Source organism: Candidatus Roseilinea sp. NK_OTU-006 (genome assembly GCF_012931985.1).
In the GTDB taxonomy this organism is placed as follows: domain Bacteria; phylum Chloroflexota; class Anaerolineae; order J036; family Brachytrichaceae; genus JAAFGM01.
In genome coordinates, this window is sequence record NZ_JAAFGM010000003.1 from 137,846 (window position 1) to 157,709 (window position 19,864).

Here is a 19,864-nt window from a genome sequence, read left to right on the forward strand (position 1 = left end):
CGCCGGTCGCCCAAGCGAGCGGCGGATGACACCGAGGAGAGAAAACGTGTTCAACAAACGGACCATTCGAGACTTCCCTTCGCTGAACGGCAAACGCGTGTTGATGCGTGTGGACTTTAATGTGCCGCTCAAGGACGGCGCCATCACCGACGATACCCGTATTCGTGCAGCGTTGCCCACAATTCAGTACGCGCTCGACCAGGGCGCGTCGGTGGTGCTGATGTCGCACCTCGGCCGGCCCAAAGGCGTTGATCCCTCGCAGAGCCTACGACCTGCCGCCGGGCGCCTGAGTGAGTTGCTCAAGCGGCCGGTGCAATTTGCGAACGACTGCGTCGGACCTGAGGTAGAAGCGCAGGCCCGCGCGCTGAAGCCCGGCGACGTGTTGTTGCTGGAGAACCTGCGCTTCCACAAAGCGGAGGAGAAAAACGACCCGGATTTTGCCAAGCAACTGGCAGCGCTGGGCGATGTGTATGTGAACGACGCGTTTGGCAGCGCCCACCGCGCGCACGCCTCGGTCGAGGCTGTGGCGCACTTCCTACCTGCCGCAGCCGGCTTCTTGATGGAGAAGGAGATCAAGTTCCTGGGCAAAGTGTTTACCGACCCTGAACATCCGGTGGTGGTGTTGCTCGGCGGCGCCAAGATTAGCGATAAGCTGCCGGTGATTAACAACTTGATGTCGCTGGCCGACAAGATCATGATCGGCGGCGGCATGGCCAACACCTTCCTGAAAGCGGAGGGCTATGAGTTGGGCGACTCGTTGGTGGAGGAAGACGCGATCGAACAAGCGCGTGAGCTGCTGTTGTGCTGCAGCGGCAAGCTCATGTTGCCGGTGGATGTCGTTGTTGCCGACGCCTTCAGCAACGACGCGCGCAGCGAAACGGTGACCGTTGGGCAGATCAAGCCAGGCTGGCGCGCGCTCGACATCGGCCCGCACACAGTGGAGAAGTACCGTCACGAGCTGCGCAACGCGCGTATGATCATCTGGAATGGCCCGATGGGCGTGTTCGAGTTCGATCGGTTTGCGGCGGGCACACGCGCGATCGCCCAAGCCGTGGCCGAGTCGAACGCGATCAGCATTATCGGCGGCGGCGATTCGGTGGCGGCGATCGAACAAGCCGGCCTGACCGACAAGATCACCCACATCAGCACCGGCGGCGGCGCTTCGCTGGAGTTCCTCGAAGGCAAGACGCTGCCGGGAATTGCCGTGCTGCCGGATCGGCGCTAGACTAACCAAGTGCACGGGCTCAGGGCGGCGGTGATTGCCCTCACCTGCCTCGGTGCGCTGCTGGCGAGTCCCGGCGCCGCCGTTGCTGGCAACGATGGCTTTGCCGGCACAGCCTACACCTTTTACCCGTTGCCTCCGGGCGCTCCCACACGTCCGTTGTTGCCGCTCATGCACACTGCCGGATCGCGCTGGGAGCGCCTCGACTTTCCCTGGTCGCAACTTGAGCCTGCGCCGGGGCAGTGGTCTTGGATGGCGCAAGATGCGCTGGTGCAGGACGTGCGTCAGGCCGGCCTGGATATCCTCGGTATTTTGCTTTGGACGCCGACCTGGGCCGCAGAGGGCGCTTGCAACCTGTACTCCTACCAACAGCTTGCCGAGCTGCGCCGGCCGCCGCTCAGCCTCCGGTTTCAAATTCTTCCCAGCCCTCAGTCGGTGACGTTGGCGCCCTGCGCTACACGACCGCCGCGTGGCCTGTCGGAAGCATGGGACGACTGGAGTGAGGCGGACGGCGACCCGGCCAATTACTGGGGGCGCTTTGCCTACGAGTTGGCCATCCGCTATCGCGGGCAGATACGGCACTGGGAGGTGTGGAACGAGCCGGATTTGACCTGGTTCTGGAGCGGTTCACCCGCCGAATACGCGCGATTGCTCCAGGTGGCTTATCAGGCGATCAAGTCGGCCTGCCCGGAATGTCGCGTATTGTTCGGGGGGGTGGCGTTCTATGCGAATCCGGATTTCTATCGCCAGGCGTTCACGGCCATCGCCAACGACCCTACAGCGCCGCAGCACAATTACTTCTTCGATGCGCTCGGCTTGCACCTCTACAGCCGGCCATCCAGCATTGTGGATGTGACGAACGTCGTGCGCGCCGACATGCGCCAGCGCCTGTCCGTCGAACGCCCGATTTGGCTGACCGAAACCGGCGTGCCGGTGTGGGATGACTTCAGCGTTCACCCGAGCGCGTCGCCGTATATCTGGTCCGCTCGGCAAGCGGAAGCGGCTTCGTTCGTGTTGCAGTCGTTTGCCAATGCGCGGCTGATGGGCATTGAGCGCTACATTTTCTTCCGCGCCCATGACGATTGGTGTGATAAAAACGGCAACGGCTCGTGCGCCGACGACGGCCCGTATGCCGGTATGCACGAGATGTATGGCCTGGTGCGCGACAACCTCTCGGCCCGCCCGGCCTACGCCGCTTATCAACTGGCGACGCAATACCTCATCTCGCCCACCTGGGTGAGTTACTGGAACTACACCGGCGGCGGACGCCGAGTCTCCTTCTGGGGCACGCCGCGCGGCAAGGTGAGCGTGCTGTGGAACACTCAGCCGACGCCGACGACGGTGGTGTATCCGCTGGTGGTACCCACGGCCACACTGATCGCGCAAGATGGATACGCTCAGGTGATCACGCCCGATGCCGGGGGAAACTACGCGCTGCTTTTGCCCGGCGCCACGGCGAACAATGGCTTGTCGAATGCCGACTACATCATCGGCGGCCGAACCTACCTGTTGATCGAGCATGACGCCGACTCGCCCATCGCCCAGTTGCTGGAAGTGACGCCAACCGGCGTAGTGACGTTCACCGTGCGGTGGGCGGGCGCCGACGCCACATCTGGCGTGTGGCGCTACGATGTGCAGCACCGCGCGCCGCCCGAATCGGCCTGGACGGCCTGGCTGACCCGCACTCCAGCGACTGCGGCCGTGTTGCGCGCCCCACAACCCGGCGCGCGGTGCTTCCGCGTGCGCGCCTGGGATCGCACCGGCCAACTGAGCGATTGGACGCCGGCGCAGTGCGCCACGCCGCAGGTCAGCTTGCAGTTGACCGTCTCCGCCGTCTTCGGCGACCAAAACCGCAACGGCATCCAGGACCAGGATGAGACAACCGTAGCGTCGTGGCTGCGATTGCGCAATGCCCAAGGGCTGGAGGTGGTTTCGCCGACCTTGGGCAGTCAGTGGGGGGTATCGTTGACTTTGCCGTTGGGCGATTACCGCCTCGAAGCGTGGCCGCAGGAGGGGGCGTGGCTGCCGGCGCTGCGCGAGATTGGCCTGTGGTCCACTACAGGGGGGTGGAACGAAGCGATCGCCCTTCTGCCTAAACAGGGCGAGGTTTTCATTCCCCTGGCGCAGCGGTGAGCAGAGCGTCATTCGCGCGCGATCACCCCGCCGCCAATCACCTCATCGCCCAAGTAGCACACCAGCCCCTGGCCGGGCGTCACATCGCGCTGCGGCGTGTCGAATATGAACTCGGCGCCGCCATCCGGCAGCGGCCTGAGCCAACCAGGGGCCTCCCTGGCCTTGTAGCGGATCTTGGCCGTGCAGCGCAATGGCTCGGTTGGCGGCTCGCCGCCGACGTAGTGCATCTTGCGCGTCCGCGCGACGCGCGCGCCCAACTCATCAGCGCTGCCGACCACGAGGGCGTTATTCGTCACGTCCAGCCGCAGCACGTAGAGCGGCGCGCTGTGGGCGGAGCGCGTCGCCAGATGCAGGCCCTTGCGCTGACCGACGGTGTAGAAGGGCAGCCCCTCATGCCGGCCGATCACTTCCCCGCGCGTGTTCACGATCGGCCCTGGCCGGGCGACCCCTGGCGCGTTGCGGATCAAAAAGCCGCGATAGTCCCCCTGCGTCAGAAAACACAGATCCTGGCTCTCCGGGCGTTCGGCGGTCGGCAGGCCGAAGTCCCGCGCCATTTGGCGCACCGCTTCCTTGGTGTACTGACCGACCGGGAACATCACGCGCGCCAAATCCTTCTGGCCCAGGACGTGCAGGACGTAGCTCTGGTCTTTCTGCGCGTCTTTCCCTTTGAGAAGGCGATAGCGTGCTCGTAGCAGAGGCGCGGCGTCGGCTGTTGTCGTCGCTTGATCCACGCGCGCGTAATGGCCGGTCGCCAGATAGTCCGCGCCGAGGGTGAGCGCCTTCTGCATCAGGAAGCCGAAGCGGATCGCGCGGTTGCAGGTGAAGCACGGATTGGGCGTGGTGGCGTCGGCGTAGCCGGCGATCCACGAGTCCACGACGCGCTGCTTGAAGACATGCTCGGCGTGAATGTCGTAGAAGGGAATGCCGAGCAACTTCGCGATGGCGCGCGCATCGGCGATGGCTTCCGGCGCGCAGCAACGATTGGCGTTGTGTTCCGCATCTGCGCGCGCTTCCTCGGCCCATAGGCGCATCATAATGCCGATCACGTCGTAGCCTTGCTGCACCAGCAAGGCTGCCGCGACCGACGAATCCACGCCGCCGCTCATGGCTACCACTACGCGCACCCTCTCCATCCGCCTTTCCCTGTCGAGACGTGAACGGGTTCAAAACTCCAGGCTCGCTGCGCGCGCGCGCGCGACGCAGCGGGGCAACACGTCCAACAAAATGTTGATCTCTTCTTCTGTGGTGTGGTATCCCAGCGTCACGCGCAGGCTGCCCAGCGCCCACTCGCGTGGGATGCCCATCGCCAACAGCACCGATGAGGGTTCAGGATTGCCGCTCGTGCAGGCCGAGCCGGTGCTGACGGCGATGCCCTCGACGTCCAGCGCCATCAACAACGACTCGCCGTCCACGTGCTTGAACACGAAGCTGGCGTGATTGGGCAGCCGCTCGGTGGGATGGCCGCTGAGCCGAACGTCGGGCACGCTGGCCAAGACGCCTTGGATCAGCCGGTCGCGCAGCCGGGTCAGGCGCGCAGCCTGCGCGTCGCGCTGGCGCGCGCTGTATTGGATCGCTGCTGCGGCACCGACCGCGCCGGCGACGTTGACGGTGCCGGGGCGTCGTCCCCGCTCATGCCCGCCGCCGGTCATCGGCGGCACATACGGCGTGCCCTCGCGAATATAGAGCACGCCGACGCCCTTCGGGCCGTAGAATTTGTGCGCCGAAAGCGCTAGCAAGTCCACGTTCAGTTCGCCGACGTGAATGGGCAAATAAGCCGGCGCCTGGATGGCGTCGGTGTGGAAGGGCACGCCGTGCTCGCGGCAGATCGCGCCGATCTCGCTCACGGGCTGGAGCGTGCCGACCTCGTTGTTGGCCAGCATCACGCTGACGAGCACGGTGTCGCGGCGGATGGCGCGCCGCACGTCGTCGGGGTTGACCTGTCCGCAGCCGTCCACTGGCAACAGCGTCAAGTCGAAGCCGAATAGCGTGTGCAGTTGGCGCGCGGTCGCTTCGACTGCGTGGTGTTCGACGGGCGTGGTGATGATGTGGCCAGGCGAGCCGCTGTTGGCGCGGCGCGCGGCGAAGGCAACGCCGCGCAAGGCCAGGTTGTCGGCCTCGGTGCCGCAACCGGTGAATACAATCTCGCCGGCGCGCGCGTCGAGCGCGCAGCCGATCACAGCGCGTGCTTCGTCCAGCGCGGCGGCTGCGTCGCGCCCAAAGTGGTGCAGCGAAGACGCATTGCCGAACAGGTCGCTCCAGTAGGGCTGCATGGCTGCGCTTACCTCGGGCGCGACAGGCGTCGTGGCTGAGTAATCCAGATATATTGGCCTGCGCGTCGTGCTCATGAGCGCGATTGTAAAGCGGTAAGGTTAGGATTGGATGACAGAGACGATGAGGCCACAGTCGGTTGAGGTCTTGGGCGTGCGGGTGGATGGCGTCACCTATCGCGAAGCGTGCGAGATCGCCGCAGCGCTGATTCAGCAGGGCGGCGCGCACCAGTTCGCCACGGTGAACCCCGAATTCGTCATGACGGCCAGGCGCGATGAGGAGTTCCGGGCGGTGCTGGCCGCTACGGCGCTCAACGTTCCGGACGGCGCCGGCGTGGTGTGGGCCGCTCGGCGGCGCGGGTTAAACGTGCGCGAGCGCGTGGCCGGCGTGGACCTGATGCTGAAGCTGTGCGACTGGGCGGCGCGCTATCGCTGGCGGGTATTCTTCCTGGGCGCACAGGCCGGCGTGGCCGAGCGAGTGGCGGCGGCGCTTGTGCTGACCTACCCAGGATTGACGGTGGCGGGCGCCTATGCCGGTTCACCGCGACGCGAGGAGGAGATGGCGCTCGTCGCGCGCGTGCGTGCGGCGCGGCCGCAGCTCCTGTTCGTCGCCTACGGCGCGCCGGCGCAGGACAAGTGGCTGGCGCGCAACTTGCCGCTCTTGGCGCCTGCTGCGACGGATGGCGCGAGCGGGATCGTCGGCATGGGGGTGGGCGGCGCGTTCGACTTCATCGCCGGTGTGCAAAAGCGCGCGCCGGACTGGATGCAACGCGCTAATCTCGAGTGGCTATACCGGCTGTTGCGACAGCCATGGCGTTGGCGGCGCCAGATGGCGCTCATCAGCTTCGCCTTGGCTGCGATGCTAGAATCTCGTTGAATGGCTCAGGAAGTTGGCGACGCGACCAACGGCCAGGCACCCCTCACGCCGGATGCCCTGGTGCGCCAATTGCGCGAATCCACGCTCTTCTCGCGCCTCACCGATGCGGAGTTCAAGGCTGTGCTCGGCTTGATGCGCGCACGCGCGATGGACGAGGGCCAGATTCTGATCCTGGCCGGCGCACAAGATACCAACCTCTACATCCTCCGCCGCGGGAAAATGCTCATCCGCGCGCCGGAAAAGGGCGGCAAAGACCCGGTCATTCGGTTCGTGAAGCCAGGCGAGATCCTGAACGAATTGCCGTTCGTCACCGGCCATCCCAGCGAGGTGACGATCGAAACGGTGACGCCGGCGCAGTTGTGGTACATCCCGCGAGGCGAATTCCAGCAATTGATCGCGCGCGAGGGCCACATTCGTGAGCATCTGACCTACACCCCCGAGGTGGAGAAGTACATCAAGCAGCGTCGGCGCTTCGACACACAACGGCCGGGCGAGTTGGTGCTGTGGTTCGGGCGCAAGCACTGGTGGGTGCTCCTGCAGAGCCAATGGTTGACTGTGTTGATGTTAGTCTTCGCTGCAGCAACTCTCCTGCCGCCGGTTCGTCCGATCTTCAGCGGCCCATTCGGCGCGGCTTTTGTGGGGGCGTTGCTATTTGTGGCCTTCGCCAGCTTCCTGTGGTTCCTGATTGACTGGTGGAATGACTACTATGTTGTGACCGATCAGCGTGTGATTCATCGCGAGCGCATCCTCGTCGTCTACGATTCTCAAGACGAAGCGCCCATCAGCGCGGTGCAGAACGTGACGGTCGAACGGCCGAATTTCGTCAGCACAGCGCTGGACACCGGCACGCTCCTGATCGAGACGATGGGCGCGCACGCCAACATTCGGTTCGAGTGGGTGGCCGAGCCGAATAAGGTCTCGAAGCTCATCCTCGACCAACAAGCTCGCGCGCGCGTCGAGGTCGCGGCAATCGAACGTGCGAAAGTGCGCAGCGAACTGCGCCGGGAAATGGAGGTGGGGATAAAACCGTTGCCGGCGCCCGCGCCACCACCCCGGCGTGCCGCGCAGGCGAATCAGGGGACGCAAGGGCTGCCTTTCGTGCGTCGCGTGGGCGCTGGGCTGGCCAACTTGCGCAATGAGTTGTTGCCGCGCATGCGCCTGGTGCGCGCGCCCGATATTATCGTCTATCGCAAGCACTGGTTGACGTTGATCAGCGCGACGATGATGCCGTTTCTATTGCTGCTGCTCTACTTCGCGGCGATGGTCTTCGTCTGGTTCAGTGCGTCCTCGCTGCGCCGGTTGCTGTTCGAGACGCCAGCCATTGCCGTCGTCGCCTTGCTCGGATTCGTCCTGTTATTCTGGTGGGTCTGGCAATATGAGGACTGGCGCAACGACCTGTATATGCTCACGGCCGAGCGCTTAATCGAATACAAGCGCTCGCCGTTTGGGTTGCTCGGCGTTTCACAACGCACGGCCAGCCTGGCGAACGTGCAAAATGTGACCGCAGTGACCAAAGGCCTCGTGGACAACCTGTTCAACGTAGGCGATGTGGTCGTTCGCACCGGCGGCGTAGATAACGAGTTGAATTTCGCGCGCGTGTGGAATCCGCGTAGCGTACAGCGCGAGCTGGTGATGCGGCTGGAGGCCTATCGCGCCGCTCAACGCGATAAGGAGGCGGCGCGCCGCCGACGCGAGTTCATCGAGTGGATCGGCATCTACGACGAGCTGACCCGCATCCACGAGAGACGGCCGCTTGGCTGAACGCGATCGCTTCAGGTGCGACCGGCGTCGGGCGCGTGCGCGCTCACGCGCCGGCATCCTTATGCCGTACAAAGGCGACAATGCACAACGAAGCTATGGTTAGGGAAATCCGAAAAATCGGCGATCCGATCCTGCGCAAAAAAGCGAAGAAGGTCGAAAAGATCACTCGCGACACGTGGAGGCTTCTCGACGACATGGTGGAGACGATGCGCCAGGCGCATGGCCAGGGGTTGGCCGCGCCGCAGGTGGGCGTTTCGCAGCGCGTGGCCATCATCGAGGTGCCAAAGGCCGACGACATCGCGGGCAGCGGCGTGCTCTACGAGCTCATCAACCCCGAAGTCGTCAAACAGTCGGAGGAGACATGGGAGCACCAGGAGGGATGCCTATCCATCCCAGGCTGGCGTGGCGACGTGGCGCGCCCTTATCGCATCGTCGTGCGCGCGCTCGACCGCCATGGCCGCCGGGTCAAGTTCGAAGTCGAAGGCCATGTGGCGCGCGCCTTCCTCCACGAGATTGATCATCTGGACGGCGTGCTTTATATTGACAAGCTGGTTTCGCCCGATCGCGTCTGGCGGGTCAAGGAAGAAGCCACAGAAGCCCTCGAATGATGCGCACCGATGTTTACACGACCCCGGAAGCGTTTGAGCGATTGGCCGGTGAATGGAACGCGCTGCTGAAGCGATCGGCGTCGAACACGCTCTTCCTCACCCGCGAATGGCAGCAGACGTGGTGGCGTGAGCTGGGCGATGGCGAACTGCGCGTGTTGGCCATGCGCGAAGATGGCGCGTTGGTCGGCATCGCGCCGCTCTTCTTCGCGACGAATGCGCTCGGTGCGGTGGAAGTGGCGCTGGTCGGCTGCAAGGAAGTGTCGGACTACCTAGATTTCATTTTTGCTCGTGGCTGCGAGCCGGCGTGCTTTCGCGTTGTCGTGGACTTCCTCAAGAGCAGCGACGCGCCTGCGTGGCAGGCCATCAGCCTGTGCAACCTCATCGAGACTTCGCCCACCTTGGGCGTGTTCGTCGAGCTGCTGAATGCTGAGGGTTGGCGGGCGCAGGTTGTCTTCGAGGATGTCTGCCCGGTCATAGCGCTGCCGGACACGTTCGATGCTTATCTGGCGATGCTGGACGGCAAGGAGCGCCGCGAGTTGCAGCGCAAGCTGCGTCGGGCGAGCGGAGACGTCGCGGTTACCTTCACCACCGACGCCGCGACGTTGGCGCGTGACATGGATGACTTCATCGCGTTGATGAAAGCCTCGTCGCCGAATAAGGCGGCGTTCATGACGCCGCGCATGACGTGCTTCTTCCACGCGATCGCGCGCGCCATGTTTGAGGCCGGCTGGTTGCAGCTCGCCTTCCTGGAGGTCGAAAGGGTGCGCGCGGCGGCATATATGAACTTCGTGTATGAAGGCGCCGTGATGGTCTATAACTCCGGCCTGCGCCCGGAGAAGTATGCCTACCTCAGCCCTGGCCAGGTGCTGATCGCCCGGCTGATCCAGAAAGCCATCCAGGACGGCTGCCGCGAGTTCGATTTCCTCCAGGGCAATGAGGAATACAAATACAAATTCGGCGGCAGGGATGTGAAGCTCTACACGCTCAGCGCGCGCAGGTAACCTGGGATCCGGGGATGGCGAGAAGCCTGAAGAAAGTCTCCCCGCCGCGACTCACATAGAATAAGCCAGGTTCGACGCCAAGCGCGCCGCGCCGTTACACGAGGCGTTTGAACATCGAGGAGAAATCGCGTGGAAGGAATAACGAGCGGCCTGACCGGTATCGCGCTGGGCGTTGCTGTGCTGCTGTGGGGTAGGAACGTGCCCCTGTTCGCTGCGGCTGCCGGCTTTCTGGCTGGCTTCAGCCTCGCCCAACGGGTCATCCCTGGCGAGCTTGCGACGGCGTTGATCGTCGCCGTGGTTGCGGCGCTCATCGGCTTAGTCTTGGTTGCCTTGGCGCGCAGCGGGACGCGGCTGGTGCTGCAAATTATGGGCGCCGTAGCTGGCGCAGGCATCGCGTTAGGGCTGGTCCAGTGGCTTGGCAGCGCATCCGGCCCGATGGCATGGGGCATCGCCTTCATCGGCGCGCTGATCGGTTTCGGCCTGATGGCGCGCTTCTTCGACCTCGGCATCATCCTCCTCACCAGCTTGCTGGGCGCAAGTCTAATTGTGAACGGGTGGGGTTCGTTCATGGCACTGCCGAGTGGCGTCAGCACGGTGATCACCCTAGGCCTGGCCGCCATCGGCTTCTTCTATCAGCATCGCCGCTGATGTGAACGCTGCGCCTAGCATGGCCATCCTCGAACCCCTCTCGATCGAGTGTACCAGCCACAGCGAGACGCAAACGCAGCGGCTGGGCGCGCGGCTGGGCGCCTTGCTGCCGCGCCACGCTGTGATCGCCCTGCACGGGCCGCTGGGCGCGGGCAAGACCAGCTTTGCGCGCGGGGTGGGCGCCGGCTGGGGCGCAGAACAGCCGCTGCGCAGTCCGACTTTCACCCTGGTGCAGGCACATCATCGCCGGCGCGACGACGCCGTGCTGTATCACATTGACCTGTATCGCGTCGAGGACGAGCGCGACTTGGCTAGCCTGGGCCTGGAGGAGATCCTGGACGACGAGAACAGCGCGTGCCTCATCGAGTGGCCGGAGCGCGCACCCGGGCTGATCCCGCCGGAGGCGATCCATGTCAAGCTGGCGTTGGTGAGCGACACGCGCCGCCAACTGACCTTCTCCACACAGGATGCGCAAACCTGGCAGGTGTTGCTCGCCTTCCGAAAGAGCGCATTTGGGGTGTGACCTATGTCCGTTGTCTTGCTTGCCCTCGACACTTGCACTGCGCGCGCCAGCATCGCCCTGCGCGACCGGACGACGCTGCGCGCCGAGATGACCTGGGAAGCGCAACGGCATGAGACGGCTGCCATCGCCGCGCGCATCCGCGACCTGATGCGGGCGTGCCGCATCGCGCCGGAGGATATCGGATGTGTCGCTGTAGCGATCGGCCCAGGATCGTTCACCGGCGTGCGTTGTGGCCTGGCCATCGGCAAGGGGATAGCCGTGGCGCGCAACTTGCCGATGATCGGCGTGACAGCCTTCGACGTGATCGCCCATGCGCAGCCGCGGCAGCCGGCGCCGATGTTGGCCTTGCTTGAAATTGGGCGCAACCGAGTCGCTGCTTGCCCCTACGAATGGCATGAGGGGGCGCCATCGGTCGCCGGCGAGTGGCAAATCCATAGCTGGGCGGAGCTGGTGGAACGCGTCGAGCCGCCGCTCTACGTCTGCGGCGACCTCCCACCGGCCTGGATCGCTGCTCTGCGCGCGAAGGTCACGGTCGCGCCGGCGGCGCTCAACCTGCGGCGGGCAGGATTTCTGGCAGAATTGGGGATGGCTCGCTGGGAACGTGGCGAAGTGGACGACGTGATGACGTTGACCGCCATTTATCCCCCCGAGGCATGATCGTGTTGGCTGATCGCGCTGGATCGAGACGAGATGAGTAGTCAAGTCGTCCTCAATCCGCTCCAGGCACCGAGCGCGTCGGAGCGAATCGCTTCCGTCGTCGTCATGCCGATGGCTTTGGACGACATCCCGGCCGTCATGGCGATTGAGCGTGCCTCCTTCCCACGGCCCTGGCCGGAGCACGCCTACCGCTACGAGTTGAGCGAGAACCCCGAAGCCTATTTCGTCGTCGCGCGAGCGTATGAGGTTGAGGCGACGCCGGCGTCGGCGCGCTCGCATTGGCAACGCCTGGCGCAGCGTCTGGGCTTGCGGAGCCGCGCCCCGGTGCGATGTGCGCCCCATGCGGTTGTGGGATTTGCCGGAATGTGGATGCATGTGGACGAGGCGCACATCGCCACGATCGCCGCGCATCCCGGCTGGCGCCGGCGCGGCATCGGCGAGCGCCTCCTCATCAACTTGCTGCGCCAAGCGCAGCGCCGCCGCGCCGAGATCGTCACGCTGGAGGTGCGCGTGAGTAACGTCGCTGCACAGCACCTGTATCGCAAGTATGGCTTCGAGGAAGTCGGCCGGCGCAAAGCCTACTATCAAGACAATCGCGAAGATGCGCTGCTGATGACCATCGTCCACTTCAACACGCCCGAATACCGCGCGCAGTTGGATGCGCTGGAACGCCGGCTGCGCCCCGGCGGCTGATTCAAAATTCCAGCCCGACGATATAGCGCCACCAGTTGTTCAGCTTGCCCGTGGGCGTCGTCCCCTCGACGTGTGGGAAGCGTTTCATCCACCACAGGTGATGCTGGCGAATGTCGCCGTTGCCCCAATCGGCGCAACTCATCTCGCGCATCTGTCCGGTGAAATGAGGGTAATTCAACCAGTCGTCGGCATTGCTCCATACTGGCCGGCGGTTGCCCCAATCGTAGTCGGTCTCGCTATTGGGCGCGAAGTGCACGTTGCCGCACGCTGCCCTGCCGGGGTGAAGTTTGTCATAGCGTGTGAACTGCTTCCACAAGTTCCCTGACAAGTTGACGGCGGGCGACGGCCGATTGACGATCGCCGATCGTCGCCGGTCGATTGCCCCGAGCAGCCGATCCCACCACGACCGACCGTGTCGCGACTCTCCCTCCTCGCTTCCGGGGGCGCCGGCTTCATCCGGAATATCGCTGAAGACATGCTCCATGATGCTCTCGGCGCGATGGCCGAGGTCTTCCAGCATCTCGCCTACGCCGCGTTCGTAGTTGAAGCCCATCACCACGAAGCGACGCGCGACCTGCGCTGTGCTGGGGATGACCGGGCCGTTGCACCAGATCGCGCCGCGCCCGCCCATACACGACTCGTACAGGCCAGCGTAGGGGAAGGCCATGATCCACAGTTCGTCCACTAAGCCGGCCTCCAGCTTGCGCACGAAGTCGCAGCGTTGCAGGATCGCCAGATAGTTGGCCGTGTCAGGTTGGTGGAATCCGCTGCGGGCGCGCCAAGCGCTCAGGTAGCTGGCGTCGTCGTAGCGAAAGCCATCTTGCTTGATCGGATACTCGTCCAACTCGATGCGCTCGACGACCTGATAGCGCACGTAGCCATGGCTGGCTTCCTCCACGTCGGCGATGTATTGCGCGCAGAGCCGGTCGGGGTCGTTCCAGCCGAGGGCGCGGTTCAGCCGTCTGTCTCCCTCGGCTTCGAGGATCGGGTTGTAGATGACGAGCGAGACGCGCGGCGCGAGCGTCATGGGTCGAATTGTAAGGGCGCGCGATCTGCCGGCATGGCGGGGAGAACGTGAAGTGGCGGCTGACCTTCGGCAACCGGCGTTTCATCCCGCAGTACGCTGCGCTCGCGCGGGATGTAGCCGTGGGCCGGCGCGATTGGCTGGGGCTAGGCGATCTGCACTATCCTCGCGAGGACCTCCGCCGCGATCCGCCAACACGCGCATGTGGCATCATTCGCGCTATGTTGAAGGTGGAGCGGGACATCATGATTGCGCGATCGGTGGAGGAAGTGTTCGCGTTTGTGTCGGACTTTGATAACTTCACGCGCTGGTCTACCGATGTGGTGAAGGCCGAATTGCTGAACGGTCGGCGCGTCGGCGTGGGGACGCGGGCGCGCATCACCCGGCGGGCGCTGGGCCGGCATTTCGACCTGCTGTTCGAGATGGTGCACTTCGAGCCGCCGGTGCGCCTCAGCTTCCGCGGCGAGATGTTCGGCATCCCCTTTCACAGCGGGCTGCGCTTCGATCCCGTGGACGCCGGCGCCCGCGTGACGCAGAGCGGTGAGGTGGTCATCCCGCCGCTGCTCTTCATGGTTGAGCCGACAGCGCGCCAGGTGCTCGTTACGATGTTCGAGAACGATCTGCGCAAGCTCAAGCAGGTGCTGGAGTCCGATGATTGGTCCTAAGCGTATCTGGGTCGGTATGGGGTTGGTCTTGACTGTCGCGCTGGCAGCCTGCGCCGCGCCTCCCGATATGCGATCCATGACTGTTGTCACTCCCTTGGCGACCTCCACGTCTGCGGTTGCGCCGGCCGAACCACTGCTCGCCTCGCCGCTGCCCACCCCAGAGTCGTCGCCTGCCGTCGTCACCTACACCTACGCCGTCGTCAACGCCTACCCACACGACCCCGGCGCGTTTACCCAGGGCCTGGTCTATGCCGATGGCGTGCTCTACGAGAGCACCGGGCTGTATGGGCGCTCCAGCCTGCGCCGCGTTGCCCTGGAAACCGGCGAGGTGCTGCAACACCACGACCTCCCCGCGGAATACTTCGGCGAAGGCTTGACCCTGTTCGACGGCCGGCTGATCCAACTCACCTGGCAGAACCACATCGGCTTTGTGTACGACGCTGCGTCGTTCGCGTTACAGCAGACGTGGACGTATCCCACCGAGGGCTGGGGGTTGACGCACGATGGCGCGCACCTGATCATGAGCGACGGCAGCGCCAGGCTGCGCTTCCTCGATCCGACTACCTTCCAGGTACAGCGTGAAGTGCTGGTGACCGATGGTGGCCGGCCGGTCGTCTGGCTCAATGAATTGGAATACGTCAACGGCGAGGTGTTCGCCAATGTCTGGCAGACGGACCGGATAGCGCGCATTGACCCAAAAACCGGACGCGTGTTGGGTTGGATTGACCTGAGCGGCTTGCTCGCGCCCGAGGAGCGCCGGAGCGCCGATGTGCTCAACGGCGTTGCTTACGACGCGCAGAACGGTCGTTTGTTCGTCACCGGCAAGCTCTGGCCCAAATTGTTCGAGATTACGCTTGCGCCCAAGCCATAACGCTCCACGGGCGCTACAATGCTGCATACAATGCCCCAGGCGCTTTCAGCATTCGACCGGCCAGGAAAACTGTATCTGGGCCGTGAATTCGACTTCGACGCCGGTCAGCCGACCGGCGACCCCCTCTTTCTCAGCTTACGCGATTTGACCACGCACGCGGTATGCCTAGGTATGACCGGCACCGGCAAGACTGGCCTGGGCGTCGTCGTGCTGGAAGAGGCGCTGCTGCAGGGTGTGCCGTGCATCATCGTGGACCCAAAGGGCGACATCACCAACCTTGCGCTCAGCTTCCCCCAGATGCAGCCAGCCGACTTTTACCCCTGGCTGGATGCCGAGGAAGCAACGCGCCAGGACATGACGCGTGATCAGATGGCTGCGGCAACGGCGCAGCGGTGGCGGGCCGGGCTGGCCCAATGGGGCATTGCGCCGGAGCGCATCGCGATGCTGCGCGACCGCGTGACGTTCGACATCTACACGCCGGGCAGCGATGCCGGTATCTCGGTGAACGTGCTACAGAGCCTCGCCCCACCGAACGACCCCAGCCTGACCTGGACTAGGAGTGCCGAGGTCCTGCGTGAGCGCATCGCTCAGGTCGTCCAGGCCATCCTGAGCCTGGCCGGGTTCGAGGCCGACCCGCTGAAGAGTCGCGAGCACATCTTGCTGGCCAACGTCTTCGAGGCGTCATGGCGCGCCGGCCAATCCCTCGACATCGCCTCGCTCATCCGCCAAGTCCAAGACCCGCCCGTCCGTCGCATTGGCGCGTTTGATATGGAGGTGTTCTATCCGCGCGCCGAGCGCTTCCGTTTGGCGATGGCGCTGAACAACCTGGTCGCATCGCCGTCGTTTGCTGCGTGGACGCGGGGCGTCCCGCTCGACATCGCCGGCATGATCGCACCCGACCGCAGCGCCGGCGGGACATCCCCCATCGGCAAAACGCGCGCCGCGATCTTTTACCTTGCCCATCTGGGCGAAGCCGAGCGACAGTTCTTCGTCGCGTTGTTGCTCTCGCAGTTGGTATTGTGGATGCGGGCGCAGGCCGGCACCTCGTTGCTGCGCGCCCTGGTGTACTTCGACGAGGTGTTCGGCTATGCGCCGCCCTTCCCGCGCAATCCGCCGACCAAGACGCCGCTGATGACGATCATCAAACAGGGGCGCGCCGCCGGCCTGGGGGCCTTCCTTGCTACGCAGAACCCAGCCGATCTGGATTACAAAGGCCTGGCGAACATCGGCACGTGGTTCATCGGGCGCCTGCGCACGGGGCGCGACCGCGACCGCGCGCTCGAAGGGCTGGAAGGCGCGGGCGCCGGCTTCGACCGCGCGCGTTTTGAAGCCCCGCTGAGCACGCTGCCGCCGCGCGTCTTCCTGTTGCAAAGCGCGGCCGGCGATCCGCGCTTCTTCCACTCGCGCTGGGCGATGAGCTTCCTGCGCGGCCCGCTCACGCGCGACCAGGTGGCGATCCTGGTCGGCAAAGATAGGCCGCGGCCGTCCTCGGCTCCCCCCTTCGTCTCAGGTGGTGCGATCTCAGGCGGCAGTTCGATTGACGCGCCGTTCTTCGCATCCGGCGATGCGCGCCCCGCGTTGCCGCCCGGCGTGAACGAAGTCTTCTTGAACAACATCGGGCGCGCCCTGAGTGCAGGGCGGCGCATGCGATATGTGCCGTATCTGCTTGCCAGCGCTTCGGTGCGCATTGCCGACCGCGCCAGCGGCGTGAATCACGACGAGCGCTACACCTATCTGCTGCCGCTCGACGCCGCAGCCTACGTGCCGGATTTCACGTCGGCGCGCATCATGCCCGAGCTGTCGCCGGCGGCGTTTGCGCGCGAGCCGGTCGCCGGCGCGCAGTTTGCGCCGATGCCGCCGGGCATTGATGCGCGCTGGATGAAACGCGCGGAACGCGCCTTAATCGAGCACATCTACCTTCGCGGCGCAACTCCCATCCTGTTCAATCGGACGCTCAAGGTGTATGGCCAGCCGGGTGAGACCCAACTCGACTTCCGCCGGCGCTGCGAAGCTGTAGCCCGCGAGCGGCGCGACGCCGAAGCGCTCAAGCTGCATGCCCAGTTCGATCGGCGCATGCAGGCGCTGCAGGACAAACTCGCGCGCGAGCATCGTGAGCTGGAGTCCGACCGGGTGGAGCTCAGCGCGCGCAAGCGCGAGGAGCTGCTGGGCGGCGTCGAATCGCTGTTCAATCTGCTCGTCGGTCGCCGGCAGAGCTATGCGGTGGCGTTTGGCGCGCGCCGTCGGCGCGAGGTCGAGTCTGCCGAACGCGAAGTGCGAGAATCAGAAGAAGCGATCGCCAAACTGAATGCCGACCTGGAGGCGCTGGCGCAGGATTACAAGGTTGCCCTGGGGCAAGTGAGCGACAAGTGGATGCGTGCGCTCGGCGACGTGGTCGAAGTGCCGCTTGCGCCCAAGAAGAGCGATATCTTCGTCAACCAGGTGGCCATTGCCTGGGTGCCGGAGGATGGATTTGAATAGGGGAGGGAGCATCGGCGTACCCTTTCACCGGACCGGTTGCCCATGTTCAGCCGCGATCTCGATGACCACGCCGTGTTCGCGCTCGGTGCGCACGTGCACCCGCGCCCAGATCGGCCGCAGGCGCTCGAACATGTCATCGAGCACCCGGTTGGCGGCGCTCTCCAATGAGATGGGCGTGTCCTCGAATGAGCGCAGGTACGCCATGAAGCTGGGGAAGTCGAAGATCACCTCGTTCGGCGCGTAAGTGATCGTCATCACAGCGAAGTTCGTCTTCTCCGGCTCCATCTCGTAGCGGCAGCGAAAGGCCGGATAGGTCAACGTTACGGTGTAGGTGCGCAGACTCTTGGCGTTCGGGATGGTCTTGATATCGGCCTGGATCATAGCGTCACACCTGGAAAGCGCGCTCGGATCATAGCATCGCAACATTGCAGAAGCATTGCAGATAGGTTCCGTCGTCCGGCGGCATCTGCGTTGCGCAACGCATCGGCGAGGGTGTGCTTGCCGCCGCCTTCACCCGCGGCGATCTCCCCTGTGAGCAGCTCACCTCCAGGCGCGTCGGCGCAGTTCGCGCGGTGCGCAGCCATAGCGTTGCTTGATGAGCCGCGAGAAGTGAAACGGCGTCCGGAAGCCGCACTGCATGGCGATCTCACACACCGGCAGGCCGCTCTGGATGAGCAATTGCGCGCCGCGACGGACGCGCGTGTCCCACGCGTAACGCATCGGCGTGGTGTGTAGGTGCCGGCGGAAGAGCTTAATGAGGTGAGCGGGCGACACGTTGGCCGCGCGAGCGATTTCGTCCAGTGTGATCGGTTGCGACAGGTTGGACTCGATGAATCGTTGTGCCTTCACGATGACTTCGGGCGTGAGCGAATTCAGCGTAGCGCATTCGGTCTCGAAAGCGTAGGCGTGCAGCGCGCTCAGCCCCAGTTGTGTCAGCAGCGCCTGAGCCGAGGGCAGGTCGCTTGGCGCAAACGAGAGTCCCATCTCAATCAAACCGTGCAAACGCGGCGTGATGGGCAGGCAGAACGGCGCTGCGGTCAGTGCCTCGCGCAATGGCGCTTCGACCAGCGACGGGTGCATGGCGCACCAAGTGTGATGGGTTCGTGTCGCAACAGCGAATCGAAACCACTCGGCGTGGCCGGGCTGCATCAGGGCGATGTGCTGGCTGGGCAAGTGACGCAGCGCGTCATCCACTTGGATGTAAGCTTCGCCCTCGTAGACGGCGACCAGTTGGAAGTCCTGCTGCACGCGCGGCCCGCACTGTCCGCCCGGCCGGTAGGTCACGTCTCCAAACGTGACCGTGCCCGTGGTGCAGATGCGATGAACGCTGGATAAATTCTGAATCAGCGCAGACATGGCGCACGAGTGGGAAACGCGCTATTAAGTCTCGCATGTCCATGCGAGAAACACAAACCGATTCGCTCGACCCACGCCTGCCCTTCCCGCCCTTCGGCTCGTGGCAAGCCGGGCAGCCGGCGGGCTGGTTCAACCTACCGATGACGCCCGACAAGGCGCAGTTTTACAAGGACAACGGCTTTTTGGTGATCGAGGACGGCGCCAATCCCGATGTGTTGCACGGTCTGATCCGCGAGACCGTTGCGTTGTGCCGTGGCGATCGAGGGCCGATCAAGGGCGTCACGCCGGCCGATCCGAATGAAAGCGACGACGATGTCATGCGCCGCTACTTGTGCATCCACTTCCCGCACAAGCTATCCAGGGTGATGTATGACGCGCTGTCGTTGCCGGCGATCGTCGAGGTGCTCACGCGCGTGATCGGCCCGAATGTCAAGTGCATGCAGAGCATGCTATTCATCAAGGCCAGCGGCAAGCCAGGCCAGGCCTGGCACCAGGACGAGTTCTACATCCCTACGCGCGATCGTTCGCTGACCGGCGCATGGATCGCCATGGATGACGCCACGGTCGAGAACGGTTGCCTGTGGGTGATCCCCGGCTCGCACAAGCACGGCATCCTCTGGCCACAGCATCAACAGCGCGACCCGCGCTTCGACTGCGCCGGCGAGGCGACCATGTTTCCCTATACGGACGCCGACGCCGTGCCGGTCGAGGTGAAGGCCGGCAGCATCGTGTTCTTCAACGGTTATCTCCTGCACCGCTCGTTGCCGAACTATGCCCGCAGCGGCTACCGGCGCGCGCTGGTGAACCACTACATGAGCGCCGAGTCGCTGTTGCCCTGGCATTGGGGCGACAAGCCCTACGGCTCAATCGCCGGCCTTGATTATCGCGACATCGTGATGATTGCGGGAGTGGACCCGTATGCGTGGAAGGGGATCGAAGAGCGCGTGGCGGCGCACGTGCGGCCCAGCGGCGAAGGCGGCTGCGGCAACATCGAGCGCAACATCGAGGCGCTCAAATTCCGCAATATGATGCTGCTGGCCGAGGATCATGACTAGGGGCGATCGCACGCGATCGCCCCTT

General features: G+C 64.5%; 19 protein-coding genes. 14 read left to right on the top strand and 5 right to left on the bottom strand.

Going from position 1 to position 19,864, the window contains the following annotated elements:
• The first annotated feature begins 46 nt into the window (after window positions 1-46).
• Both GXH28_RS03245 and GXH28_RS03250 read left to right on the top strand, forming a co-directional pair.
• Complete coding sequence (locus GXH28_RS03245; RefSeq protein WP_320447902.1) at window positions 47-1,225, top strand: phosphoglycerate kinase; 1,179 nt, start codon at window positions 47-49, stop codon at window positions 1,223-1,225.
• A gap of 9 nt (window positions 1,226-1,234) precedes the next feature.
• The gene (locus GXH28_RS03250) at window positions 1,235-3,355 is read left to right on the top strand and encodes a hypothetical protein (RefSeq protein WP_169237576.1); all 2,121 of its coding nucleotides are present in this window, start codon (window positions 1,235-1,237) and stop codon (window positions 3,353-3,355) included.
• An 8-nt stretch (window positions 3,356-3,363) separates the two neighbouring features.
• Here GXH28_RS03250 and mnmA read toward each other — a convergent pair whose 3' ends face one another.
• Together mnmA and GXH28_RS03260 are read right to left on the bottom strand one after the other, a co-directional pair.
• Window positions 3,364-4,479, bottom strand: a complete 1,116-nt coding sequence (gene mnmA / locus GXH28_RS03255) for a tRNA 2-thiouridine(34) synthase MnmA (RefSeq protein WP_445082638.1) — start codon at window positions 4,477-4,479, stop codon at window positions 3,364-3,366.
• A 39-nt stretch (window positions 4,480-4,518) separates the two neighbouring features.
• The gene (locus GXH28_RS03260; protein ID WP_169237578.1) at window positions 4,519-5,700 is read right to left on the bottom strand and encodes a cysteine desulfurase family protein; all 1,182 of its coding nucleotides are present in this window, start codon (window positions 5,698-5,700) and stop codon (window positions 4,519-4,521) included.
• 46 nt (window positions 5,701-5,746) lie between these two features.
• Here GXH28_RS03260 and GXH28_RS03265 point away from each other — a divergent pair, with 46 nt between their 5' ends.
• The 8 genes from GXH28_RS03265 to rimI all read left to right on the top strand — a co-directional run bounded on the left by GXH28_RS03265 (window position 5,747) and on the right by rimI (window position 12,390).
• Window positions 5,747-6,499: a WecB/TagA/CpsF family glycosyltransferase gene (locus GXH28_RS03265; RefSeq protein ID WP_169237579.1), complete on the top strand. Its 753-nt coding sequence runs from the start codon at window positions 5,747-5,749 to the stop codon at window positions 6,497-6,499.
• Entirely contained in the window at window positions 6,500-8,260 is a 1,761-nt protein-coding gene (locus GXH28_RS03270; protein ID WP_169237580.1) for a cyclic nucleotide-binding domain-containing protein, read from the top strand.
• An 80-nt stretch (window positions 8,261-8,340) separates the two neighbouring features.
• On the top strand, window positions 8,341-8,868 hold the full coding sequence (gene def, locus GXH28_RS03275) for a peptide deformylase (RefSeq protein WP_240550139.1): 528 nt from the start codon (window positions 8,341-8,343) through the stop codon (window positions 8,866-8,868).
• Window positions 8,865-9,869, top strand: coding sequence for a GNAT family N-acetyltransferase (locus GXH28_RS03280; RefSeq protein ID WP_169237581.1), 1,005 nt, complete (start codon window positions 8,865-8,867; stop codon window positions 9,867-9,869). The genes def and GXH28_RS03280 overlap by 4 nt, the downstream gene beginning before the upstream one ends.
• 129 nt (window positions 9,870-9,998) lie before the next feature.
• A complete protein-coding gene (locus GXH28_RS03285) occupies window positions 9,999-10,517 on the top strand; it encodes a hypothetical protein (protein ID WP_169237582.1) in 519 nt (172 codons plus the stop codon).
• A 19-nt stretch (window positions 10,518-10,536) separates the two neighbouring features.
• Window positions 10,537-11,040 (top strand): tRNA (adenosine(37)-N6)-threonylcarbamoyltransferase complex ATPase subunit type 1 TsaE, encoded by a 504-nt coding sequence (tsaE, locus tag GXH28_RS03290; RefSeq protein ID WP_169237583.1) that lies wholly within the window; start codon window positions 10,537-10,539, stop codon window positions 11,038-11,040.
• Window positions 11,041-11,043: 3 nt separating this feature from the next.
• Window positions 11,044-11,697, top strand: a complete 654-nt coding sequence (gene tsaB, locus GXH28_RS03295; protein WP_169237584.1) for a tRNA (adenosine(37)-N6)-threonylcarbamoyltransferase complex dimerization subunit type 1 TsaB — start codon at window positions 11,044-11,046, stop codon at window positions 11,695-11,697.
• Between the two features lie 33 nt (window positions 11,698-11,730).
• Window positions 11,731-12,390 (top strand): ribosomal protein S18-alanine N-acetyltransferase, encoded by a 660-nt coding sequence (gene rimI, locus GXH28_RS03300; RefSeq protein WP_169237585.1) that lies wholly within the window; start codon window positions 11,731-11,733, stop codon window positions 12,388-12,390.
• A 1-nt stretch (window position 12,391) separates the two neighbouring features.
• Here the strand turns inward: rimI and GXH28_RS03305 are convergent, their stop codons facing one another.
• Complete coding sequence (locus GXH28_RS03305; RefSeq protein ID WP_169237586.1) at window positions 12,392-13,417, bottom strand: hypothetical protein; 1,026 nt, start codon at window positions 13,415-13,417, stop codon at window positions 12,392-12,394.
• Window positions 13,418-13,464: 47 nt separating this feature from the next.
• Here GXH28_RS03305 and GXH28_RS03310 point away from each other — a divergent pair, with 47 nt between their 5' ends.
• From GXH28_RS03310 to GXH28_RS03320, 3 genes are all read left to right on the top strand, one after another.
• Window positions 13,465-14,079: an SRPBCC family protein gene (locus GXH28_RS03310; RefSeq protein WP_169237587.1), complete on the top strand. Its 615-nt coding sequence runs from the start codon at window positions 13,465-13,467 to the stop codon at window positions 14,077-14,079.
• Between the two features lie 76 nt (window positions 14,080-14,155).
• Entirely contained in the window at window positions 14,156-14,950 is a 795-nt protein-coding gene (locus tag GXH28_RS03315; protein WP_169237588.1) for a glutaminyl-peptide cyclotransferase, read from the top strand.
• Between the two features lie 30 nt (window positions 14,951-14,980).
• Complete coding sequence (locus GXH28_RS03320) at window positions 14,981-17,428, top strand: helicase HerA domain-containing protein (RefSeq protein WP_169237589.1); 2,448 nt, start codon at window positions 14,981-14,983, stop codon at window positions 17,426-17,428.
• A 24-nt stretch (window positions 17,429-17,452) separates the two neighbouring features.
• On the opposite strand, the gene GXH28_RS03325 is transcribed toward GXH28_RS03320, so the two are convergent.
• Both GXH28_RS03325 and GXH28_RS03330 read right to left on the bottom strand, forming a co-directional pair.
• Entirely contained in the window at window positions 17,453-17,809 is a 357-nt protein-coding gene (locus GXH28_RS03325) for a hypothetical protein (protein WP_169237590.1), read from the bottom strand.
• A 159-nt stretch (window positions 17,810-17,968) separates the two neighbouring features.
• Window positions 17,969-18,784, bottom strand: a complete 816-nt coding sequence (locus tag GXH28_RS03330; RefSeq protein WP_169237591.1) for an AraC family transcriptional regulator — start codon at window positions 18,782-18,784, stop codon at window positions 17,969-17,971.
• 41 nt (window positions 18,785-18,825) lie between these two features.
• On the opposite strand from GXH28_RS03330, the gene GXH28_RS03335 reads away from it, so the two are divergent.
• Window positions 18,826-19,839 carry a phytanoyl-CoA dioxygenase family protein gene (locus tag GXH28_RS03335; protein ID WP_240550140.1) on the top strand — a complete coding sequence of 338 codons (1,014 nt, stop codon included), beginning with the start codon at window positions 18,826-18,828 and terminating at the stop codon, window positions 19,837-19,839.
• The last annotated feature ends 25 nt before the right edge of the window (window positions 19,840-19,864 follow it).